The following is a 21,604-nucleotide window of genomic DNA, read 5'->3' as shown; positions in this document are numbered from 1 at the left end:
TGTGCGGTGATCCGCCGGGCATGGCCCGGCGCTACCGGTCAGAGCAGGCCTTCGCGCTTCACGGCCAGGTAGCGTTCCACCAGCGCGGCCGGCAGGGCATCGGCGGTCACGTCCAGCACCATCACCTTCTCGCTGCGCAGTGCTTCGTGCGCCTTCGTGCGCTGCTGCAGGTACAGCGCCGCGGCGCCGGCCTGCGCGGCGTCCTCCAGCGTATGCACCTCGCCTTCGAGCGCGCCGTCCAGCTCGTGCTCGCGTAGGCTGGCCACGCACACCAGGTGGCGGCGCTGCAGCAGGCGCACCGCGGCCAGGAGGTCCTCGATGTCTTCGTCGCGCACGTTGCTGACCAGCATCACCAGCGCACGGCGTCGCTGGCGCAGGGATACTTCGGTGGCGGCGGCCAGGTAATCGGTGGCTACCGGCTGCGGCTGCAGGTCGTAGCTGGCCCGCAGCAGATGCTCGACGGTGCCCATGCCGCGCTGTGGCTGCACCCACCGACGCTCGCCGCCGACGGCGAACAGGCCAGCCGCATCGCCCTGCCGCAACGCCAGATAGGCGACCACCAGCGAGGCGTTCAAGGCATGGTCGAAGTGCGAGAGTCCGCCTTCGCTGGCCAGCATGCGGCGGCCACTGTCGAGCATCAGCAGCAACTGCTGGTTCTTCTCGTCCTGGTACTCGCGGGAGATCAGCTTGCGTGCGCGGGCGGTGGCCTTCCAGTCGAGCTGGCGCAGGCTGTCGCCGACGCGGTACTCGCGCATCTGGTGGAAGTCAGTGCCTTCACCACGCCGGCGCTTCACGTGGGCGCCCACCAGACGTGAGGCCTGATCGGCGCTGAACAGCGCGAAGCGGGTCAGCGGCACGAAGTTCGGATAGACGCGGACGTCCAGCAGAGGGGGCAGGGTGCGCTGCTGCCACCACAGGCGCCATGGCGAGCGGATGCGCAGCTGCACGCCCTCGAAGCGGAAGCGTCCGCGCTGCTGCGGCTGCAGGGTGTAGTGCAGCGCGCAGGCATGCCCGGGACGCAGCTGCACGCGCTGGGGTAGCGACTCCAGCGGCCAACCACCCGGCACCAGATCGAATACCTGCACCCGCATCGGCTCTGTGGTCTGCAGGCGCAGGCCCACCTCGCGGCGCACGCCCAGGGCCAGCGCTTCGGGCAGCTCGCGCTGCACTTGTGGCGACGGTCGCCGGGCCTGCCGCCACAGGTCCAGCAACGCCAGCGTACCGATCACCGTGGCGACCAGTGCCCAGCTCCAGCGCGGCAACGCGCCGGCCAGCACCACGCCTCCCAGCGCAGCCCAGGCCAGCAGCAGGACCAGCAGCAGCGGCGCAGGCCTCATCGGCGCGGTGCTTCCACCTTGGCCAGCAGCGCACCCAGCACATCGTCGGCGTCCTGGCCTTCGATCTGCAGTTCCGGTGCCAGCGCGATGCGGTGGCGCAGCGCCGGACGCGCGATGTCGCGCACGTCATCGGGGGTGACGAAGTCACGACCTGCCAGCACGGCCTGCGCGCGCGCAGCACGCACCAGCGCGATGCTGCCACGCGGTCCGGCGCCCACGGCGATGCCGGGCCATTGCCGGGTGGCAGCGACGATGCGCACGGCGTAGTCGATCACTTCGTCATCGACGGTGATCGCGGCCGTGGCCTGCTGCAGCTGCAGCAGTTCTCCAGCGCCCAGTACGCGCGGCACCCGGCTCAGGTCGAAATCGCTGGCGGCGCGGCCACGGGTGATGGCCGTGACCATGCGTTTCTCGTCCTCCAGCTGCGGATAGTCGATCAGCACCTTCAACAGGAAGCGATCCAGCTGCGCTTCCGGCAGCGGGTAGGTGCCTTCCTGTTCCAGCGGGTTCTGCGTGGCCAGGGCCATGAACGGCGGCGCCAGGGTGAACGCCTTGCCTTCGATGGTCACCTGGCCCTCCTGCATCACTTCCAGCAGTGCGGACTGGGTCTTGGCCGGTGCACGGTTGATCTCGTCGGCCAGCAGCAGGTTGGTGAACACCGGCCCGCGACGGATCTTGAAGCTCTCGCTCTTCGGATCGTAGACGGCGTGGCCGCTGACATCGCTGGGCATCAGGTCCGGCGTGAACTGCACGCGGCCATAGTCCAGTTCCAGTGCCTGCGCCAGTGCGCGCACCAGCAGTGTCTTGCCCAGTCCGGGCACGCCTTCGATCAGGACATGGCCGCCAGCCAGAAGGGCAACCAGGATCTGGTCAAGCACGTCGGCCTGGCCGATGAAGGCGTGGCCGACGGCCTGGCGGATGGCGTCGACGCGTTCGATCAGGCGGGCATTGGCGGCCGCCGGACGTTCGGGGACTTCGGTCATAGCAGGGATCTCATCTGGAGCAGCAAGCGGATGCGCTCGCGCAGGGCGGAGGAATCGTGCGGCGGAGGCGGAGTCAGGGCACTGGCAACGCGGCTGCGCGGCCACTGCAGCAGTTCGGCGATGGCCTGTTCGCGTGGCGCGCCTTCCAGCGCAGCAGCGAGTGGCGCGCGCAGGCGCAGGCGATGCACGAACAGGGCATGCACGGCCTGGTACAGGCGCACGCCCTGGCCGAAGCGCAGCAGCAGTTCGCCACTGGCGCGCACATGTTCCAGCAGCGAGCGGCGCTCGATCACGGGCGATGGCAACAGGCTGCCGAACCGCTGCGAGCGCGCCCACAGCCAGGCCAGCAGTGCCATCAGCAGCGGTACCCACAGCGGCCAGCCCTGGTAGAACAGGCGCACCCACAGTGACGGCGGACGACTGGCATAGACCAGCCACATGGCGCCCTTGCCGTAATTGGGATCGAGCAGGTAGCGGGTCAGATCGCGGTGGGAGCGGTCGTGCAGGCCGTCGCTGGCCTGGCCCTTGGCTGCGGCCATCCGCGCGGCCTGCGACTCCACTTCGCTGCGCATGAAATCCATGTCCGCCAGCACGCTCACCCGGCCCTGGCCGTGACGCAGGCGCGCGAACACCAGGTCGTGCCCGCTGCCCCACCGGCGTTCGGTCCGCGCCTCAGCGGCGAAGCCAAGCGTGAAGCGCCGGCCCTTGCAGAATTCCACGTGGCCGGGATCGTCCTGAACATGGAAGGGCTGGCAGTCGCTGCGCTGGTAAAGGCTGTCCACGCCGAGTGCATCCAGCAGCGGCCCCTGCGTGCTGCCGGCATCGTCCTCGGCCGGCGGCGGCGTGCGCAGCAGCAGATGGCCACCGCCGTCGACCCACGCCAACAGCGCCCTGGCGGCCGGCGTCGGCAGCTCGCTGCTGTCCTGCAGCAGCACCACCGTGTCCTGCGGCCCCAGCGCCATCTGCTGCAGGTCCAGCCGCGGCCGCGCATGCACCTCGATGCCATCGGCGCGCAGCGCCTGTCCGAGTACGTACAGCGGGTTGTAACGGGCCTCGCCCTGCGGCGGCAGCGTGACCGTTTCGGTGACCCGCTCATGGGTACGCATGAACAGGATCGCCAGTGGCACGCCGAGCAGCAGCAGCGTCCCCAGCAACAGTGACCAGAACAGGCGCGGGTTCATGCCTGCCACCCGTACTGCTGGCGCAGGGTCGTGGCCAGCGCATCGAAATCGCCGCGGCTGGGCAGGTGACCACCGTAGGCGGCGTATTGCCACATCCGCACGATCCGCGCGAACAGTTCACGGTCGACGCTGTCGGGCATGCGTCGCGAGGCACGCAGGCACTGCGATTCGGTGGCGCCCGGAGGCAGTGCGATGCCGGCACGCTCGCTGACCGTGCGCACGCTGGCCCGGTACAACAGGGCCAGCGCCTGGCGCGGCCGGCCCTGGTCCCACAGCAGACCAGCCTGGGTCGCCACGTCCGGCGGCAGCACCACCGGCAGCTCGACCTGTTCCTCGACCACGTGCGGCGCCGCTGCGGCCCGGCGGCGGCCCGAGCCGCGCAGCCACGGCAGCCACAACCGTGCAGTCAGCACCAGCACCAGAAGGAGGGCACCGAGCAGGCCCCACAGGCCCCATTCGGCCAATCGCGCCAGCCAGGCGATGCTGCTGCTGCGCGACGTGCGTTGGCTCTGGCTGCTGCCGTCGCGTTCCAGTTCCTTGCGTGCGTCCTTTTTCTCTTCCGCCTCTTCGATCGCTTTCCACTGCGTGACCTGGCGGGTCGGGCGCTGCAACGGATCCTCGTAGGCGCGGCTCACGGCTTGGCGGAAGCCCGCGGTATCCACCGGGGTGTCGCCGAAGATCATGGCGGGTGTATCGCCGGGGCTGATCTGCGGTGCCCGGCGCGCGTCGCTCTTGCGGTTGCTCGATGCGTCACCCTCCTGCGCGTGCACCGGCATGGAGGTGAGCGGCAGTGCCAGGCACAGCAGCAGCGCCAGCGACGAGGCAACCGGCAGCAGGCGTTCGCGCAGCCGGCGCAGGGCGATCTCCACGTCCCAGGCTTCCATCTGTGTACGTCGATTCAAGTACAGGCCGAACCCGGCACCGACGTAGAACGGCCCGATCAGCACGGAGGCCAGCCAGCAGGCCAGATTGAATCCCAGCTTCGCCCAGGCGGGCGTGTCCTTGCCGATCATGTCCCAGGCCGCGCGCCAGGAATCGGAGAGCAGCTCGAACGGGATGAACATGAACACCGCGCCGATCGCGCCTGCGACCAGTACGCCCTCGAACACCATGCAGGCTACGGTCAGCACCAGCGCCGGACCCGCCGCGCCGGCTGCGACCGCGCGCCGGCGCGGGCCACGCTGTTCGGCGGTGTTGCCCTCCAGCAGGTTGACCGGCAGGCACAGGCTGCGCAGCACGCTGAAGCGACGCCAGCCCAGGTAGCCCCAGAAACCACGGTTGCCCCACTGCCGCTGTGCCCGCAGGGCGGCCAGGGCGGTGACCGGCTCGCCGAACACACCGCGTGACAGCACATACAGCGGCGCGCGTTCGAACACGGGCTTGCACCACCACATCAGCAGCCAGGCCAGGCCAAATGCGTCCAGCCACCAGCCCAGTGCGTTGGCGATCACGAACAGTGGTGCGCTGGCCAGCAGCCAGCTGCCCCACACCGCACGCGCATGCCGGCGGGTCAGCGCGCTGCCCAGCTCCATCGCTTCCCAGCCGCTGCGTGCGCGCAGCACGACGTCCAGGCGATCAATGCGCATCGCCGCCTCCGCGTCCGCCACGCCACAACCACAGCAGCACGCCGGCCCACAGCACCCCGGCCACACTGAACTTGCCCCACGCCGGCACTTCGGCAATGGACGACCAGAACGCCTCCACGAAAGCCGCGACCAGCAACATGAAGGCCACGCCCAGGCACAGCCGGGCACCGATGCGGCCACCTTCGACCAGTGCGTCCAGGCGGCTGCGGCGTCCGGGCGCCAGCAGCTTCATGCCCAGCTGCAGACCGGCGCCGCCTGCGATGACGATGGCGGTGAGCTCGAATGCACCGTGGCCGACCACGAAGCGCCAGAAGGGATCACCATGGCCGATGTGCTGCAGGTGGCCGGCCACCGCGCCGATGATGACGCCGTTGAACAACAGCACCAGCAGCGTGCCCAGCCCGGCCAGCAGGCCGCTGGCGAAAGTGCGCAGGGCGATGCTGATGTTGTTCATGATGTAGTGGCCGAACATCATCCAGTCGGTACCGCTGTCGCGGCCCAGGCGTTCGGCAGCCGGGTCGTACATGCGTTCCATTTCGGCGATCTGGCGGTTGTCCATCACCTGGTGGATCAGGTCCGGGTACAGCTGCACCAGCACGAAGCAGCCCACCGCCGGCAGCGCGAACATCGCCAGGGCGGCCCACATGCTGCGTGCCTGGCTGCGCACCAGCAGCGGGAAATCGGCCACCAGGAATTCAAGCGCGCGCCGCCAGCGCGTGGGAGGCGTCCGGTACAGCACGCTGTGGCCCTGCTGCATCAGCTGTTGCAGGCGCTGCACCAACTGCGGGCTGTAGCCCCGCTCACGGGCCAGTGCCAGCTGCTGGCACAGCCGCCGGTAACGCTGTGGAAACGCAGTGTCGTCCAGCGTGGTGGCCGCGGGCTGGCGGCGGCGACGGCGGGAGGCGCCGGCACGCAGCAGCAGCCACTGCTCCAGGTCCAGCCATTCCTGCTGATGGCGGGCGACGAACTGTTCCTGCTTCATCGCCGTCCCAGCAACCAGTTGGCCATCGCATACAGGCGCAGCACGCCGACCTGGCCATGGGTGCCGGTCAATGGTTCGGCGATGGCGGCCAGTTCCTGCTGGCGGAGCGGTGCCAGCCGCGGGGCACGCTCGGCGAAGGCCAGCAGCGCCGCCTGTTCCTCCGGCCGCAGCGGCTGCGGCGGCGCCAGCACGCTGTCGATGGTGGCCGGCGGCGGCAGGTACAGCGCCGGCGCGTGCACCACCACGGTGCCGGCGACCAGATCGCCCAGGCGGCGGCCGTGCGCGTCGAACAGGCTGCTGAGCAGGCCCAGCGCGTAAGCGAACGGCAGCATGTCGACGGTCCGCAGCAGGTTGCGGGTGATCGCCGCCATCCAGCCCACCGGCGCGCCATCACGGGCCAGCACGCGCAGGCCCAGCGCGCGCTTGCCCGGGGTGCGGCCCCACAGCGCCTCGCAGACGATCGGATACGCCCAGTACACCAGGAACATCAGGGCCAGGTAGAGGCCGCTGCCGAATTCCTTCAACAGTGCCAGCGGGATCGACAGCGCGGCAAGAATCGCGAAACGAATGGCCAGATCGACCAGCCAGGCCAGCGCACGTGGCACCGGACCGGCGGCCGGCAGCTGCAGCGGCACGCCTTCCGGCGTCACCACCTCGCGGTAGGTGTCGAGCATCGGTGCGGCCATCAGAGCGACGGCCTTCGTTGTGGGCGCTGGAGTCCTCTCCGGCTGGCAACCACAGGCATGGGGGTCTCGACAGTTCCTGGTCGGGCCCAGACTTTAGCAGAGCGCGCCGGCAGTCGAGGGCCTCAGCCCAGGTATTCGTCCTTCAGCCGAACGTAGTGGTCGGCCGAGTAATGCAGCGACTCGATCTCCCTGTCGCTCAGCATGCGCGCCGGCCGGGCGGGATTGCCCAGCCAGAGTTCGCCTTCGCCGACCACCTTGCCCGGGCCCACCACTGCACCAGCACCGACGAAGCCGTGGCGCTCCACGCGCGCGCCATCGAGGATGCAGGCGCCCATTCCGATCAGGCTGTAATCACCGATGCTGCAGGCATGGATGATGCAGCCGTGGCCGACTGTCACGCCTTCGCCGATCAGGGTCGGATGGCCGGCCTTGTTGTACGGGCTGTGATGGCTGACGTGGATGATGGTGCCGTCCTGCACGTTGGTGCGGGCGCCGATGCGGACGAAATTGACGTCGCCACGGATGACGGTACCCGGCCAGATCGAAACATCGTCGGCAAGCTCCACGTCACCAATGAGGGTACACGCCGGGTCGACGTATACGCGTGCGCCGAGCACCGGCATCTTGTCGCGGAAAGGGCGCAGCGGGGTCATCGGTGTCTCCGGAAATCAGGGCGATCGCGACGATGATACGCGGGCCGCTGCGCTCGCCGGGCATGGCCCGGCGCCACCGTCGATGCTGCGTTACGCCACGCGTCCGCGCCGTGCACGCTCCAGGTGCACCAGCAGCAGCGAGATCGCGGCCGGCGTCATGCCGGGGATGCGCTGCGCCTGGCCAATGGTCTGCGGACGCACACGTTCCAGCTTCTGCAGCACTTCGGCCGACAGGCCACGCACGCTGGCGTAGTCGAAGCCTTCAGCGATCGGCGTGGCTTCGTGCCGCTGCTGGCGCGCGATCTCGTCGCGCTGGCGGTCCAGGTAGCCGGCGTACTTCACGCCGATCTCGACCTGCTCGGCCACCTTGCCATCGGCCACTGCCGGGCCGAGCGAGGGCACCTGCATCAGCTGCGCGTAATCCAGCTCGGGGCGCTTGATCAGGTCGAGCACATTGGTTTCGCGGCTGACGGTCACCCCCAGCGTGTCCTGCACTTCGCGCCCCAGGGCATTGGCCGGGGTCGCCCACAGCGCACCGAGCCGCGCACGTTCGGCGGCTACGGCAGCCTGCTTGGCCTCGAACGTCATCCAGCGCCGATCATCGACCAGTCCCATGTCGCGGCCAACCGGAGTCAGGCGCTGGTCGGCGTTGTCCTCGCGCAGCTGCAGCCGGTACTCGGCGCGGCTGGTGAACATGCGGTACGGCTCGTTGGTGCCGTGGGTGATCAGATCATCCACCAGCACGCCCAGATACGCTTCGTCGCGGCGCGGGCACCAGCCATCCAGGCCGCGCACCTGGCGGGCCGCATTGAGGCCGGCCAGCAGGCCCTGCGCGGCCGCCTCTTCATAACCGGTGGTGCCGTTGATCTGGCCAGCGAAGAACAGGCCGTTGACCAGCTTGGTTTCCAGCGAAGCCTTCAACCCGCGCGGATCGAAGAAGTCGTACTCGATGGCGTAGCCGGGGCGGGTGATGTGCGCGTTCTGGAAGCCCCGGATGCTGCGCACCATCTCCAGCTGCACGTCGAACGGCAGCGAGGTGGAGATGCCGTTGGGATAGATCTCGACGATGCCCAGCCCCTCAGGCTCGACGAAGATCTGGTGGCTGGCCTTTTCGGCGAAGCGCACCACCTTGTCCTCGATGGAGGGGCAGTAACGCGGGCCGATGCCTTCGATCTGGCCGCTGTACAGCGGCGAGCGGTGCAGGGCGTCACGGATGATCTGGTGGGTCTGCTCGGTGGTATGGGTGATCCAGCAGCTGACCTGCTGCGGATGTTCGTCCACCGAGCCGAGGAAGGACATCACCGGCCGCGGCGTATCACCGGGCTGCTCGTCCATCACGCTGTAATCCAGCGAGCGGCCGTCGATGCGCGGTGGCGTGCCGGTCTTCAGGCGGTCGACCTGGAACGGGCGCTCGCGCAGGCGTGCGGCCAGCGTGGTGGCCGGCGGATCGCCCATGCGGCCGGCGGCGTACTGGGTCGGACCGACGTGGATCTTGCCGGCCAGGAAGGTGCCGGCGGTCAGCACCACCGCCTCCGCATCGAAGCGCAGGCCGGTCTGGGTGATGACGCCGCGCACGGCGTCGCCCTCGATGACCAGATCATCGACGGCCGCCTGGAACACGGTCAGGTTGGCCTGGCCCTCGACGAGGGCGCGGATCGCCATGCGGTACAGGTTGCGGTCGGCCTGGCAGCGGGTGGCGCGCACCGCCGGACCCTTGGAGGCATTGAGCGTGCGCCACTGGATGCCGGCGCGGTCGGCGGCATGCGCCATCGCCCCGCCAAGCGCGTCGATCTCCTTGACCAGATGGCCCTTGCCGATACCGCCGATGGCCGGATTGCAGCTCATCGCGCCCACCGTTTCGATGTTGTGGGTCAGCAGGAGGGTGCGCACGCCGGTGCGGGCCGCGGCCAGCGCGGCCTCGGTGCCGGCGTGGCCACCGCCGATGACGATGACGTCGTAACGATGGAAGGAGTGGGTCATGGGGGCGGAGTCGATGGGGGCGGGCGCGGCCGGAGGCGGTGCCGGGGTGGCGATTTTAGCGCCATTCGGCAGGGCGACGCCCGGAGAAGCCAGGGCCGGACGAAATTGACCCTAAAGTTGGCAGGATTTTTGCAGATAACCCAATAGCACCCATCGTGGCTGGCGCCGAAGGCGCCCGTGACCGGAATTGGAACAGGGGCCGGTACAGGCGCACGATGGGGGAGCAGAGGGCCGGCAGTCGGGGGACTGTCCGGCCCTGTTTTTCTTCGCGGAAGGCATCCGCAAAAACAGACGGCCCCGCATTGCGGGGCCGTCTGTCTTCAGAGGTGCCGACATCCGACAGGGCCGGAACAGGGGGGATCCAGATGTTCCTGTCGGATATCGACGTAGAGCTTTCCGCGACGGCCCATACCGCTTCTTGTCACTTTGTGACGCGGGCCGTCACAACCGCTTTAGATTGCCGCTTGGACCGTGTGAAATGCAAGACGGTTCAGCGCTCAAGTGTGCGCTGCGTCGCACGATCCATGTTGCGCCAGGGGGAACCGTTCATCCTGGGCGCACTCGGTGCCGGCGCCGGGCGGGCCGGCGGTGCCGGGCGCTGCACGCTCGGCTGCGGCGGGCGTCGCATCGAGTCCATGTTCCGCCACGGTGAGCCGCCATTGTTCTCGCGCGGCGGACGCGGAGGACGGTTCTCGCCATTGCCCGGCGGGCGCGGTGGCGGGCGGTGATTGTGCGGTGGACGATAGATCGGACGCGAGTAGTACGGGTAGCCATAGCCGCCGTAATAGCCGCCATAGCCTCCGTAGTACGGGCCGTAGTTGTAGGGATAGCCGGCGGGGTAGCGGTACTCCACCGACGGCGCACCGTGGTAGTAGCTGCCGCTGCGGCCACCGCCGACATAGTCGTAGGTGGTGCAGCCGGTCAGGGCCAGCAACAGGCCACCGGCAAGCATCAGGCGCGTTTTCATGTGGGTCCCCCCAGAACGGGTGTGCAGTCAGCTTCGGGCGTGGGCATTGAATCGGCCCTTAATTCCACCACCCAGGATGAATGGCGGCGAAGGCCTGCATGCTGGCATGACCTGTGCCGGGGTCGCCAGCACGAGGGCATACGTTAATCTTGCGTCATGAGCGATTCACTGTTGCCCCGTGCCGAAGATGTCCTGGCTGCCGCCGCGAGGATCGCGCCGCACGCAAGTGTGACGCCGGTGCTGCGCTCGCGCACCCTCGACACGCTTGCCGGCGCACGCCTGGCCTTCAAGGCCGAGCACCTGCAGCGGGGCGGCGCGTTCAAGTTCCGGGGCGCCTGCAACGCCGTCTGGTCGCTGTCGGACGAGCACGCTGCCCAGGGTGTGGTCACCCATTCATCGGGAAACCATGGCGCGGCCCTGGCGCTGGCGGCACGGACACGGGGCATTCCCTGCCATGTGGTGGTGCCCGAGGGGGCCGTCGCCGCCAAGCTGGCCAACATCGCGCGCCATGGAGCCACGCTCTGGCGTTGCGCGCCGACCATTGCCGAGCGTGAGGCCACCTGCGCCAGGGTGCAGGCCGACACCGGTGCAACCCTGGTGCACCCGTATGCCGATCCGGCGGTGATGGCAGGGCAGGGCACCGCTGCGCTGGAACTGCTGCACAGCGACGGGCCGTTCGACGTGCTGGTGGTGCCAGTGGGCGGTGGCGGCCTGGCCAGCGGTACTGCGCTGGCGCTGCAGCTGGGCGGCCCGCAGACCCGGCTGGTGCTGGCCGAACCGGCTGGTGCCGACGATACCGCCCGCTCACTGGCCGCCGGCGAGCGGCAGGGCGCGTTCACCCCCGACACCGTCTGCGATGGCCTGCGCACCCTGATCGGTGCGCCCAACTTCGCGCTGCTGCGTGCTGCCGGTGCGGAGGTCATCGTGGTCGACGACGCCGCCACTCTGGCTGCGATGCGCCTGCTGTGGGAGGTGCTCAAGCAGGTGGTTGAACCGTCTTCGGCGACGGTGCTGGCGGCGGTGCTGTCCCAGCCGGAACGGTTTGCCGGGCAGCGGGTGGGCCTGGTGCTGTCCGGTGGCAACGTCGATCTTCCCGCCCTGCGCTGGGGCATGCCTTGAGCCGCGGCCGGCACCGCGAGCGTACCGGCCTGTTCGGTTGGGCGTGGCGGCTGTTCGTGCTGCTGGTGATCTGGCTGCTGGGCGTGACCGCATGGATCGTCTGGGTGGGAGAGCGCGATCAGGCCGCCCAGGCCGATGCGATCATCGTGCTCGGTGCGGCCGCCTATGACGCCAAGCCGTCGCCGGTCTTCGAGGAGCGCATCCGTCATGGCCTGGACCTGTACGAGGCCCGGTATGCACCGCTGCTGATCTTCACCGGGGGGTATGGCGGCAGCGGCGCCCGCTTCTCCGAATCGCAGGTGGCGCGGCGCTATGCGCTCAAGCACGGCGTTCCGGACGACGCGATCCTGATTGAAACCGCTTCGCGCAACACCGTGCAGAATCTGATCGAGGCCAAGCGGCTGATGGACCAGCGCAACCTGCACCGGGTGATCATCGTCAGCGATCCGCTGCACATGGCACGCGCGCTGCGCCTGAGCCGGGCGCTGGGCATCGATGCGCTGGCGTCATCGACGCCGAGCACCCGCTTCCGCAGCTTCCATACCAGCTGGCGTTTCCTGCTGCAGGAAATCTATTTCTTCCATCGCGATCTGGTGCGGCCACCGCTGAGTTCGCCGGCCAATACCTGAGCGGCTGCCGCCTGCTTTGGGTGGGTGCCGACCTTGGTCGGCACAACCTGCCAGATCGCGATGCCGCAGGCATTGTGCCGACCAAGGTCGGCACCTACCAGAAGGGATTCCGTGCATGAGTCGGTAGTCGCCGACCTTGGTCGGCGTATCACCCGTGATCGATCGATCAGGTCTGCTTGCGGCGGATCGGAATGGCCGACACCGGTACCGAGGCCACGTCGTGGCCGCCTTCGCGGATCGGCGCGCCCGGGTCCGGTGCCCAGGCATGGGCATAGATCACTTCCCAACTGCTGGGCAGCGTGCCATCGGCACGGCGCATCGGCTCGTAGGCGGCCGCCGCAGCGGCGAAGCGCCCGCGGCCGGTCAGCGTATGCCGACGGTCCACCCGTGCATTGGTCGCGCCCATCGCCCGCAGTTCGCGCATCAAGGCGGGCAGATCCTCGTAGGTCAGGGTGAACAGGTCGCGGTCCAGCACGGGGTCGCGGAAGCCGGCCATCATCAGCGCGTCGCCGAACTGTGCGATCTGCGCGAAACGGCTGACGTGCGGGCGATCATCGGCAGCAGCGAACGCTTCGTTGAGCTCGATCAGGGTTTCCGGCCCGAAAGTCGAGCACAACAGCAGGCCGCCGGGCTTGAGCACGCGGCGGAAGCCGGCGAACACTGCAGGCAGATCGTCCACCCATTGCAGGCAGAGATTGCTGAAGATCACATCCACACTGTTGTCGGCCAGCGGCAACGCCGCCGCATCGGCGCACAGGCGCTGGAAGGGCTTCCACCAGCCGGCCTGGCGCCTGGCCTGATCGAGCATCGGCAGGGCGATATCCAGCGCGATCACCTGTGCCTTCGGCCAGCGCTTTTTCATCAGTGCGCTGGCATGGCCGGTACCGGCACCGATGTCCAGCACCACCTCGGGCCTGCGTGCCTCCAGGTAGTCCAGCGATTCCACCAGCCGTGACTGCACTTCGCGCTGCAGGGCAGCGGCGGCGTCGTAGCTGCTGGCGGCGCGGGAGAACGCACGGCGCACATGGCGGGGATCGAAGTGGGACGGCATTGCAGGATCTCTCAGAACGTACCGGGGTAGGCGCCGCCATCGATCAGCAGGTTCTGCCCGGTGATGTAGCCGGCCTGTGCGCTGCACAGGAAAGCGCAGGACGCGCCGAATTCGTCGGCGGTGCCGAAGCGACCGGCGGGGATCTGCTGGCGGCGGCGCTCGGCGATCTCTCCGGCATCGCCATCCTTGCCCGCGATGTGGGCGAAGTTGGCGCGCAGGCGATCAGTGTCGAACTGGCCAGGCAGCAGATTGTTGAGGGTGACGTTGTGGGCGACCGTGCGCCGCGACAGGCCGGCGACGAAGCCGGTCAAGCCACTGCGCGCGCCGTTGGACAACGCCAGGATATCGATCGGTGCCTTCACCGCCGACGAGGTGATGTTGACGATACGGCCGAAGCCGCGTTCGATCATCGCGTCCACGGTGGCGCGGATCAGCGCGATCGGCGCCAGCATGTTGGCGTCCAGTGCAGCGATCCAGTCGTCACGCTCGAAGCTGCGGAAATCGCCCGGCGGCGGGCCGCCCGCATTGTTGACCAGGATGTCCACCTGCGGGCAGGCGGCCAGCGCAGCGGCACGTCCGGCTTCGGTGCTGACGTCGGCACCGACCGCGCGCACCTCACCGGCGCCGGGCAGTGCGCGCAGATGCTCGGCGGCGGCCTGCAGGGCTGCCTCGCCGCGCGCAACGATCACCACGTTCACGCCTTCGCGCACCAGTGCGCGCGCGCATCCCAGGCCCAGCCCCTTGCTTGCACCGCAGACCAGGGCCCAGCGGCCCTTGATACCCAGATCCATGCGTCAGCCCTGCGCAGTTCGAAGGAACGTCATTGTCCGTCATCCGCCGGTGTCAGGCCGGCAACGAAGCGTTGCAGGACGGCGGCCACTTCGTCGGCGTGGCCGAGGAAGGGGGCGTGGCCGCCGTGAGCGATGGTCAGCGCCTGTCCGCCGGGCGCGAGCGCCGCTGCAGCCTGTATGGCGGCCGGTGGCACCAGCCTGTCGCGTTGACCGGCGATCCACAGGCTGGGCTTGCCCAGTGCCGGCAGGGCGCCGCGCAGGTCGGTGCTTTCCAGCAGCTGCAGACCCTCCCGCAGGGCGCGTGCGGTCGGTGCACCGCGCTCCACCAGGCGCTGGCGCAGGGTGCGAAGTTCCTCGCGGGCGTGTGCCGAACCCATTACATCCAGGGCCAGGAATCGTTCCAGCGTGCCACCGAAATCGCTGGCCAGCTCACGGCCGAACTGCTCGAACACGGCCGGCTCCACCGCATGCGGCCAGTCGTCGCCGCGCACGAAACGCGGCGTGGCAGCGATCATCGCCAATCCCCGCACTTTCGGCAGGGTCGCCGCGGCATGCAGTGCGAACAGCCCGCCCAGCGACCACCCGCACCACACCGCCGGTGGCGTGGCGGCGGCGATCGCGTTGACCACGAAGGGCAGGCGCAACGGCGTGGTGTCCCCGCGGCTGTGGCCGTGTCCGGGAAGATCGACCAGGTGCAGGGTGAACTGCTGCGCCAGGCGCTGGACCAGCGGCGCGAACACACCGCCCTGCAGGGCCCAGCCGTGGATCAGTACCAGGTCCGGCCCCTGGCCGGCGACTTCGATATGCATGCGGAAACCAGCCGAACCTCAGGCCAGGGCCGGCAACGGCGGTGGCGCGGCCTCGCGCGGCGTGATCGAGAGGCGATCACGCGCGCTGGCGATGGCCTCGACCAGCCCCCGCACCTGGTCTGCCGTGTGCAGGGCAGAGAGGGTGACGCGCAGGCGCGCCTTGCCCTCCGGAACGGTCGGCGGGCGGATCGCTCCGACCAGCCATCCCGCCTGCTCCAGCGCCTTGGACAGCGCCAGTGCGGTGTGGTCATCGCCGCACAGCAGGGGCTGGATCGGTGTCTCCGATGCCATCAGGTCCAGCCCGTGGCGGCGCGCTTCGCCGCGGAACAGTGCGATCAGGTCGACCAGCTTGGTGCGGCGCCAGTTGTCGCGGCGTGCCAGGCGCACTGCTTCCAGTGCCGCCGCCGCCAGCGCCGGCGGCATCGCGGTGGTGTAGATGTAGGGGCGGGCGGTTTCGGCCAGATGCTCGATCAGGTCTTCGCGGCCCAGCACCACCGCGCCGGCACTGCCCAGCGCCTTGCCCAGGGTGACCAGCTGCAACGGCACGTCGTCCACGCCCAGACCGGCGGCCGCCACCGTGCCCCGGCCATCGCCGACCACGCCAACGCCATGTGCATCGTCCACATAGAACAGTGCCTGCTGCAGGCGCGCGACCAGTGACAGTGCGCGCAGCGGCGCGACGTCGCCGTCCATGCTGAAGACACCATCGGTGGCCAGCATCGCTGCGCCATCGGCTGCGTGCCTGAGCTGGCGCATGGCCCCTTCCGCATCCAGGTGCGGATAGCGGCGCAGGCGTGCGCCCGCCAGCCGCGTGGCATCGAGCAGACTGGCGTGATTGAGCTTGTCCTGCACGCAGACGTCGTTCTCTTCGCTCAGCAGCGCCTGCTGCACCGCCAGGTTGGCGGAAAAACCGCTGCCGAACAGCAGTGCGCGCGGGTAGCCCAGCCACTCGGCCACTTCGCGTTCCAGAGCATCGTGCATCGCGTGGTGACCGCAGACCAGGTGCGATGCGCCGGCCCCGGCGCCTTCGCGGGCGGCCGCGTCCTGCAATGCATTGACCACGCTGAACTGCTGGGCCAGGCCCAGATAGTCGTTGCTGCAGAAGCCGGTCAGCCAGCGGCCTTCCACTTCCAGGCAGACGCCATCGCGGCGGGTGACCGTGCGCCGTGGGCGGCGACGACCTTGGGCATCGCGCAGCGCGCGCTGGTCCTGGATGCGGGCGGTGAGGTCGGGGCGGGCCATGGCGGCGGGAGGCGGCGACGGGGCGGCTAGGGTAGCGCGTTGCCGCGACGCCTGCTCGGGCCCCGTCTCAGGCTGCGTGAGCGCAGCCGCAGCCGGGTCCAACGCTGCCGATATCGGCATGTGCGGTACCGCCGTGGTCGTGGCCCTGGGCGTCCACCTGCATCGCCATCGGCTGCAGGCCCAGCCGCGCGAACAATGCCAGATCGCGCTCGCTTTCCGGGTTGCCGGTGGTCAGCAGCCTGTCGCCATAGAAGATGGAGTTGGCGCCGGCCAGGAAGCACAGCGCCTGCAGTTCGTCGCTCATTGCCTCGCGGCCGGCCGACAGGCGCACCATCGAACGCGGCATGGCGATGCGTGCCACCGCGATCATGCGCACGAACTCGAACGGGTCCAGTTCTGCACTGCCGTGCAGCGGCGTACCGGCCACCTGCACCAGTCTGTTGATCGGCACCGAATCCGGATGGGCCGGCAGCGTGGCCAGGGCCAGCAGCAGTCCCACGCGCTGCGCCCGCGTCTCGCCCATGCCGACGATGCCGCCGCAGCAGGTCTTCAGGCCTGCATCCCGCACGTGTTCCAGCGTGTTCAGGCGGTCCTGGTACTGGCGGGTATGGATGACCGAGTCGTAGTAGTCCGGCGCGGTGTCGAGATTGTGGTTGTAGTAGTCCAGGCCGGCGTCCTTCAGTGCCCGTGCCTGGTCGCCACTGAGCATGCCCAGCGTGGCGCAGGTTTCCAGGCCCAGTGCCTTCACCCCGGCGATCATCGCCGCCACTTTCGGGATGTCGCGATCCTTCGGCGACCGCCAGGCCGCGCCCATGCAGAAGCGCGACGCACCGGCAGCCTTGGCCTGGCGCGCCTTGGCCAGCACCGCTTCGGTGTCCATCAGCTTCTGTGCGTTGACGCCGGTGCTGTAGCGCTGGGCCTGCGGGCAGTACGCGCAGTCCTCCGGGCAGCCGCCGGTCTTCACCGACAGCAGCGTGGAGACCTGCACCCGGGCGGGGTCGAAGTGCTCGCGATGGACCGCAGCGGCGCGGAACAACAGGTCGGTGAGGGGGAGTTCGAACAGCGCCTGCAGTTCATCGTGTTGCCAGTCGTGGCGGACGGCAGTGGCCATGGCGGGACCCGGGTACGAGTGGAGCGAGGGCGGCAGTGTGGGCAGAGCTGAAGCGGCTGTCAACCAAATACATTGATTTAGGGTTTACAGTGCAGCCCGCTGATCAGACTGGAGCGGATGGGCGGCGTTTCACCGCTTCGTGCAAGGCAGCCGGCCACAGTAGCCACTGCCCAACGGAAGCGCTGGCGCGCAGACTCTGTCCCATGACCGATCTCCATCGCCTTCGCGGCCGCATCAGCGCGCTGGTCCTCAGTGAGGCCTGGCGCCGCCGCGCCGCACTCTGGGGCGGTGCCGTGGCCGTGGCGCTGGTGGCCATCCTGTTCGCCAAGGCCAGCGACGCGGCGTTCCATCTTTTCCAGCGCATCACCACGCATTCGCCGTGGTGGGCGCTGCTGCTGACGCCAGGCATCTTCGCGCTGCTGGCATGGCTGACCAGCGGCGTACTGAAGCCTACCCGCGGCAGCGGCATTCCCCAGGTCATCGCTGCGCTGGACAAGCCGGATGCATCGTTCCGCGACACGAATCTTTCACCGGCGGTATCGGCCGGCAAGCTGCTGCTGACGTCACTGTCGTTGTTGGGCGGTGCCTCGGTCGGCCGCGAAGGTCCGACCGTGCACGTGGGTGCAAGCCTGATGTACCTGTTCGGTCGTTGGTTTGGTTTCAAGGACCCGCGTGAGCTGTCGCACTTCCTGCTGGCGGGCGGCGCCGCCGGCATTGCGGCAGCCTTCAATACGCCGCTGGCAGGCATCGTGTTCGCCATCGAGGAACTCAGTGGCCGCTTCGAGCACCGGTTCTCCGGCACGCTGCTGACGGCGGTGATCGTCGGTGGTGTGGTATCGCTGGGTCTGCTGGGTAACTACACCTACTTCGGCCATGTTTCGGCGCGGCTTCCGCTGGGCCAGGGCTGGCTGGCGATCCTGCTGTGCGGTGTGGTGGCAGGATTGCTGGGAGGGCTGTTCGCGCGCGCCGTACTGGCGAGCGCGGCAGGCCGTCCGCGCTGGCTGGGGCAACTGCGCCAGCGCCATCCCGTGCTGTTGGCCGCCGGCTGCGGCCTGGTGGTGGTGGCGCTGGCGATGCTGTTTGGTGAAGGTGCGTTCGGCACCGGCTACGAACAGGCGCGCAGCCTGGTGCAGGGCCACGCGCTGGTGGGTCATGAGTTCGGGCTGATGAAGCTGCTGGCCAATCTGGCCTCCTATGTGGCCGGTATCCCCGGGGGCCTGTTCTCGCCCGCGCTGGCGGTCGGTGCCGGGTTGGGCCACAACCTGGCGGTGCTGATGCCCGGCGTGGATCCACGCGCGTTCGTGCTGCTCGGCATGTGTGCGTACCTGACCGGCGTCACCCAGGCCCCTCTGACCTCTGCCGTGATCTCGCTGGAACTGACGGACAGCGGTGACCTGCTGCTGCCGATTCTGGCCACGGTATTGATTGCCCGCGGGGTATCCGGTCTGGTGTGCCGGGTGCCCATCTATCGTGGTCTGGCCGAGCTGCTGATGGTGCCTGGCCCATCGGCCGATGCCACGTCCGTCGATCCCGGTCGAAAGTAGGTGATCGGCGTACGTGCCCGGCAGATGCTGCCTGGAAGAGGCGACCAGCAGCCACTCTGGCAGGCCATGCAGCAGGAGGCATGGCCGGTCATGCCCGTCGGCACACGATGACGGGCATTTCACCGACCCATGTCTGGTCCTTCCGCCGATGGCGTCGCTGCCTGCCATGCGCGAGCCTGCCGCATGCGCATCGTCCACCGCATCGTCGCTGGGGCCCCGTTGCAACGGCTGCTGCGCCTGCTAATTCCACTACGCTGCCTGGTCTGCAATGACCCGGGTCACGACGAGCTGGATCTCTGTTCGGCCTGCTACGCCGGACTGCCGTGGTCGGGTCGCGCCTGCCTGCGCTGCGCGCTGCCGCTGCCGGATGCGGCCCTGATCGTCTGCGGCAGCTGCCGCGAGGAGGCACCACCGCAGCTGGCCACGCACGCAAGCCTGCTGTACCTGCCGCCGGTGGACCATCTGCTGGTGCGCTACAAGTTCCATCAGGACCTGGCGGCCGGACGCCTGCTCGCGCAGCTGATGCAGCGCGCGCCGCCCCCTTGGTCGTGCGCGCCGCTGGTGCCGGTGCCATTGCATGATCGGCGCCTGCGCCTGCGTGGTTACAACCAGGCCGCCGAACTATGCCGGTTGCTGCCGATGCCGGTCTGGCAGGGCCTGTACCGTCGTCGGCATACGGCACCACAATCCGAACGCACGGCCGAACAGCGCAGGGACAACCTGTTCGACGCCTTCGATGCACATGCGCCGGTGCCGCCGCGGCTGACCGTGGTCGATGATGTGATGACCACCGGCAGCACCGTGATGGAAATCGCTGAGACACTGCGCTGCGTGGGTGCCGCAGAGGTGCGTGTGTGGGTCTGCGCACGGGTTCCGTGATCGCCCTCTTCATCGCCAGGGGCTAGGATGAAGCCGATTCCGGATCGAAGGAGTGGTCATGAATTCCCCCTTGTCTCCCCTGTTGTCGGCGGTCGGTCGCAGCTGGTGGATCCTGCTGCTGTATGGCCTGGTCGCACTCGGCTTCGGCATCATCGCGATCGGCTGGCCGCTGTCGGCGGCGACGGCCCTGGCCTGGACGCTGGGCGTGATGGCCATCATCGAAGGTGTCATCAGCCTGTTCGCGCTGATCAGCGGTGGCAGCGGTGCCTCGCGTGGCTGGCTGGCGCTGTATGCCATCGCCTCGCTCGGTTTCGGCATTCTGGCGGTGATCAATCCGCTCGCCACCGCCAGTGTGCTGGTGCTGTTCCTGGCGGCGTGGCTGCTGGTGGCCGGCATCTATCGCATCGTGTACGCAATCCGCGTGCGCAGGCAGATCCAGGGCGAGTGGTTGCTGATACTCAGTGGTGTGCTGGCGGTGGTGCTGGGCCTGCTGTTTGCGGCCAATCCCTACGCGGGCGTGGCCGTGACCACGCTGTGGATCGGCATTGGCAGCCTGCTGTATGGGCTGCTGCAGGTGCTGGTGGCATTCAAGCTGAGAAAGCTGAAGTGAGGCCGGTCACGGCTGCAGACTGTGCAGCCCTGTGCCATCCTGTTCCTGCAGTGCGGCACGTTTGATTGTGCCGACAAGGAGTCGATCTGGATGGTCAAAGGGCAAGTGAAATGATGTCAGGCAAGGACGCACGACAGCGATGGCGTGAGCAGCAGCGCGAACAACGCCAGCAGGACAGCCGCGATGCAGAGGCGGCGCTGCAGCGGCATCATCATGCTCTGGAACTTCGGCGGGAACGAGCACAGCGGCCGCCACCCGTGCCGTTGGTGACGTGGCAGGGCATCTCGTGGCGCGTTGTGAATCTCGCCCAGGCCCAGGCACACCTGGCACAGATCCGGCGCAAGGCCAACCGCGAGGACTTTGATCTGCTCGACCAGGCCTTGGATTACCCGGATCCCGAGGACGAGGCCACGCATGCCGTGTTCCTGGTGGCCGATGCGCCGGTGGTGACGTCACACCTGACCCTGCAGCGCACGCTTCCCGGATGCCCGCAGCTGCGCGTTGATGGTTGGATCTGCGGACAGGGCCTGGAGACGGATGTCCTGGCCTTTCCTGCGCCGACCGGAACCGTGACCACGGATGACGCGTACGAACCCTGGCGGTCCTGCCTGGTCGTCGAGGGACCTGCGCGGATCGGCCTGGCGCTTCTGCCCGCGGGCCAGCACGCGTTCACCGGGGACGTTCATTGCCGGGTCCTGGTCTGCGCCCACTACCGCTGCAGGGTTCTGCTGACCCAGCGTGCACGTATCGACTGCCTGATCAGCGCAGGTGCGGATCTTTTCTGTCGTGTGCCGCCGCATATCGTGCAGCACGTTGCCGATGATATCGATCCGGATCGAAGCAGGGTCATGGTCAGATGGCGGCAGGGCTATCGCTTCCTGACCCCGACGCATCGCATTTGCGAGGTGGTGGCCCCGGAGTGGTTGCACACGGATCCGTGCAAGCGCACCCGTCTGACGCATGACCGACTTCACCAGCAGCAGGGACCGCAGCGGCTGCTTCGCAGCGCGGAGCAGATCGCGTGCGTCCATGCGGAGTTTCCTGCCAAGCTCGCGACCGCATTGGAGCAGTTCTCGCGTTTCCTGCAGCGAACGGCGATGGACCGGCTGCAGGTTGGTGGCGCCTCGACCTTCGGTACCCATGCGATCTACTACGAAGCCGAGGAGATCATCGACGGCGCAGCGGTACCTTGCCACGTTCTGGTCAGGCAACTCGAGCACTCGGTGCCGGTACAGTTCCGTGCCAGGCAGCGGATGGACACCGGCGAGCTGAGGGTGGTGCTGGCGGATGTCGAGGATGCGGGGCCTCCACAGGAGAGGCATGCATCGGCTGTGGACGACGAGACGGTGGCCGCTCACATGATCAGGCACGGGCTGATGGAGGCGGTCGCGCTGCTGCGGGATCGCTATCAGCTGGGCAGGGACAATCAGCGGACGACCTGAATCGGCAGCGTTGCGGGTCCAG

General features: G+C 68.6%; 20 protein-coding genes. 6 read left to right on the top strand and 14 right to left on the bottom strand.

The window, feature by feature from the left end; translation table 11 throughout:
* Window positions 1-38: 38 nt before the first annotated feature.
* The 9 genes from ACZLIF_RS19460 to ACZLIF_RS19420 form a co-directional block, all read right to left on the bottom strand.
* Entirely contained in the window at window positions 39-1,337 is a 1,299-nt protein-coding gene (locus ACZLIF_RS19460; protein ID WP_478462208.1) for a DUF58 domain-containing protein, read from the bottom strand.
* Window positions 1,334-2,320 carry an AAA family ATPase gene (locus tag ACZLIF_RS19455; protein ID WP_053517976.1) on the bottom strand — a complete coding sequence of 329 codons (987 nt, stop codon included), beginning with the start codon at window positions 2,318-2,320 and terminating at the stop codon, window positions 1,334-1,336. The genes ACZLIF_RS19460 and ACZLIF_RS19455 overlap by 4 nt, the downstream gene beginning before the upstream one ends.
* Window positions 2,317-3,501 carry a DUF4350 domain-containing protein gene (locus ACZLIF_RS19450; protein ID WP_128988400.1) on the bottom strand — a complete coding sequence of 395 codons (1,185 nt, stop codon included), beginning with the start codon at window positions 3,499-3,501 and terminating at the stop codon, window positions 2,317-2,319. Before ACZLIF_RS19450 ends, ACZLIF_RS19455 begins: the two co-directional genes overlap by 4 nt.
* Window positions 3,498-5,087 carry a DUF4129 domain-containing protein gene (locus tag ACZLIF_RS19445; protein WP_065181462.1) on the bottom strand — a complete coding sequence of 530 codons (1,590 nt, stop codon included), beginning with the start codon at window positions 5,085-5,087 and terminating at the stop codon, window positions 3,498-3,500. The genes ACZLIF_RS19450 and ACZLIF_RS19445 overlap by 4 nt, the downstream gene beginning before the upstream one ends.
* Window positions 5,077-6,069, bottom strand: coding sequence for a stage II sporulation protein M (locus ACZLIF_RS19440; RefSeq protein WP_053517980.1), 993 nt, complete (start codon window positions 6,067-6,069; stop codon window positions 5,077-5,079). The genes ACZLIF_RS19445 and ACZLIF_RS19440 overlap by 11 nt, the downstream gene beginning before the upstream one ends.
* A complete protein-coding gene (locus tag ACZLIF_RS19435; RefSeq protein WP_128988398.1) occupies window positions 6,066-6,755 on the bottom strand; it encodes an RDD family protein in 690 nt (229 codons plus the stop codon). The genes ACZLIF_RS19440 and ACZLIF_RS19435 overlap by 4 nt, the downstream gene beginning before the upstream one ends.
* Before the next feature lie 122 nt (window positions 6,756-6,877).
* Entirely contained in the window at window positions 6,878-7,408 is a 531-nt protein-coding gene (locus ACZLIF_RS19430) for a gamma carbonic anhydrase family protein (RefSeq protein ID WP_053517982.1), read from the bottom strand.
* Between the two features lie 90 nt (window positions 7,409-7,498).
* Window positions 7,499-9,388, bottom strand: coding sequence for a tRNA uridine-5-carboxymethylaminomethyl(34) synthesis enzyme MnmG (mnmG, locus tag ACZLIF_RS19425; protein ID WP_065181463.1), 1,890 nt, complete (start codon window positions 9,386-9,388; stop codon window positions 7,499-7,501).
* Between the two features lie 490 nt (window positions 9,389-9,878).
* Entirely contained in the window at window positions 9,879-10,355 is a 477-nt protein-coding gene (locus tag ACZLIF_RS19420) for a hypothetical protein (protein ID WP_053517985.1), read from the bottom strand.
* A gap of 156 nt (window positions 10,356-10,511) precedes the next feature.
* On the opposite strand from ACZLIF_RS19420, the gene ACZLIF_RS19415 reads away from it, so the two are divergent.
* Entirely contained in the window at window positions 10,512-11,474 is a 963-nt protein-coding gene (locus ACZLIF_RS19415) for a pyridoxal-phosphate dependent enzyme (RefSeq protein WP_128988396.1), read from the top strand.
* Window positions 11,471-12,103 (top strand): YdcF family protein, encoded by a 633-nt coding sequence (locus ACZLIF_RS19410; protein WP_111187213.1) that lies wholly within the window; start codon window positions 11,471-11,473, stop codon window positions 12,101-12,103. Before ACZLIF_RS19415 ends, ACZLIF_RS19410 begins: the two co-directional genes overlap by 4 nt.
* A gap of 166 nt (window positions 12,104-12,269) precedes the next feature.
* Here ACZLIF_RS19410 and bioC read toward each other — a convergent pair whose 3' ends face one another.
* The 5 genes from bioC to bioB all read right to left on the bottom strand — a co-directional run bounded on the left by bioC (window position 12,270) and on the right by bioB (window position 17,107).
* Entirely contained in the window at window positions 12,270-13,154 is an 885-nt protein-coding gene (gene bioC / locus ACZLIF_RS19405; protein WP_053517990.1) for a malonyl-ACP O-methyltransferase BioC, read from the bottom strand.
* A gap of 11 nt (window positions 13,155-13,165) precedes the next feature.
* Complete coding sequence (locus ACZLIF_RS19400; RefSeq protein WP_128988394.1) at window positions 13,166-13,945, bottom strand: SDR family oxidoreductase; 780 nt, start codon at window positions 13,943-13,945, stop codon at window positions 13,166-13,168.
* 29 nt (window positions 13,946-13,974) lie between these two features.
* Complete coding sequence (bioH, locus tag ACZLIF_RS19395; RefSeq protein WP_065181465.1) at window positions 13,975-14,754, bottom strand: pimeloyl-ACP methyl ester esterase BioH; 780 nt, start codon at window positions 14,752-14,754, stop codon at window positions 13,975-13,977.
* Window positions 14,755-14,772: 18 nt separating this feature from the next.
* Window positions 14,773-15,996, bottom strand: coding sequence for an 8-amino-7-oxononanoate synthase (gene bioF, locus ACZLIF_RS19390; protein WP_128988392.1), 1,224 nt, complete (start codon window positions 15,994-15,996; stop codon window positions 14,773-14,775).
* Between the two features lie 67 nt (window positions 15,997-16,063).
* Complete coding sequence (gene bioB / locus ACZLIF_RS19385; protein ID WP_128988390.1) at window positions 16,064-17,107, bottom strand: biotin synthase BioB; 1,044 nt, start codon at window positions 17,105-17,107, stop codon at window positions 16,064-16,066.
* Between the two features lie 203 nt (window positions 17,108-17,310).
* Between bioB and ACZLIF_RS19380 the strand changes: the two genes are divergently transcribed.
* The 4 genes from ACZLIF_RS19380 (at window position 17,311) to ACZLIF_RS19365 (ending at window position 21,582) form a co-directional block, all read left to right on the top strand.
* Window positions 17,311-18,651, top strand: a complete 1,341-nt coding sequence (locus ACZLIF_RS19380) for a chloride channel protein (protein WP_128988388.1) — start codon at window positions 17,311-17,313, stop codon at window positions 18,649-18,651.
* A 183-nt stretch (window positions 18,652-18,834) separates the two neighbouring features.
* Window positions 18,835-19,530 carry a ComF family protein gene (locus ACZLIF_RS19375; RefSeq protein WP_128988386.1) on the top strand — a complete coding sequence of 232 codons (696 nt, stop codon included), beginning with the start codon at window positions 18,835-18,837 and terminating at the stop codon, window positions 19,528-19,530.
* A gap of 58 nt (window positions 19,531-19,588) precedes the next feature.
* The gene (locus tag ACZLIF_RS19370; RefSeq protein WP_053518003.1) at window positions 19,589-20,140 is read left to right on the top strand and encodes an HdeD family acid-resistance protein; all 552 of its coding nucleotides are present in this window, start codon (window positions 19,589-19,591) and stop codon (window positions 20,138-20,140) included.
* Between the two features lie 266 nt (window positions 20,141-20,406).
* Entirely contained in the window at window positions 20,407-21,582 is a 1,176-nt protein-coding gene (locus tag ACZLIF_RS19365; protein WP_478462205.1) for a hypothetical protein, read from the top strand.
* The last annotated feature ends 22 nt before the right edge of the window (window positions 21,583-21,604 follow it).

Source organism: Stenotrophomonas sp. 2201_Sma (assembly GCF_056486685.1).
The sequence above is the reverse complement of the archived record's forward strand: the minus strand, read 5'-3'. Positions and strand labels throughout refer to the sequence as shown.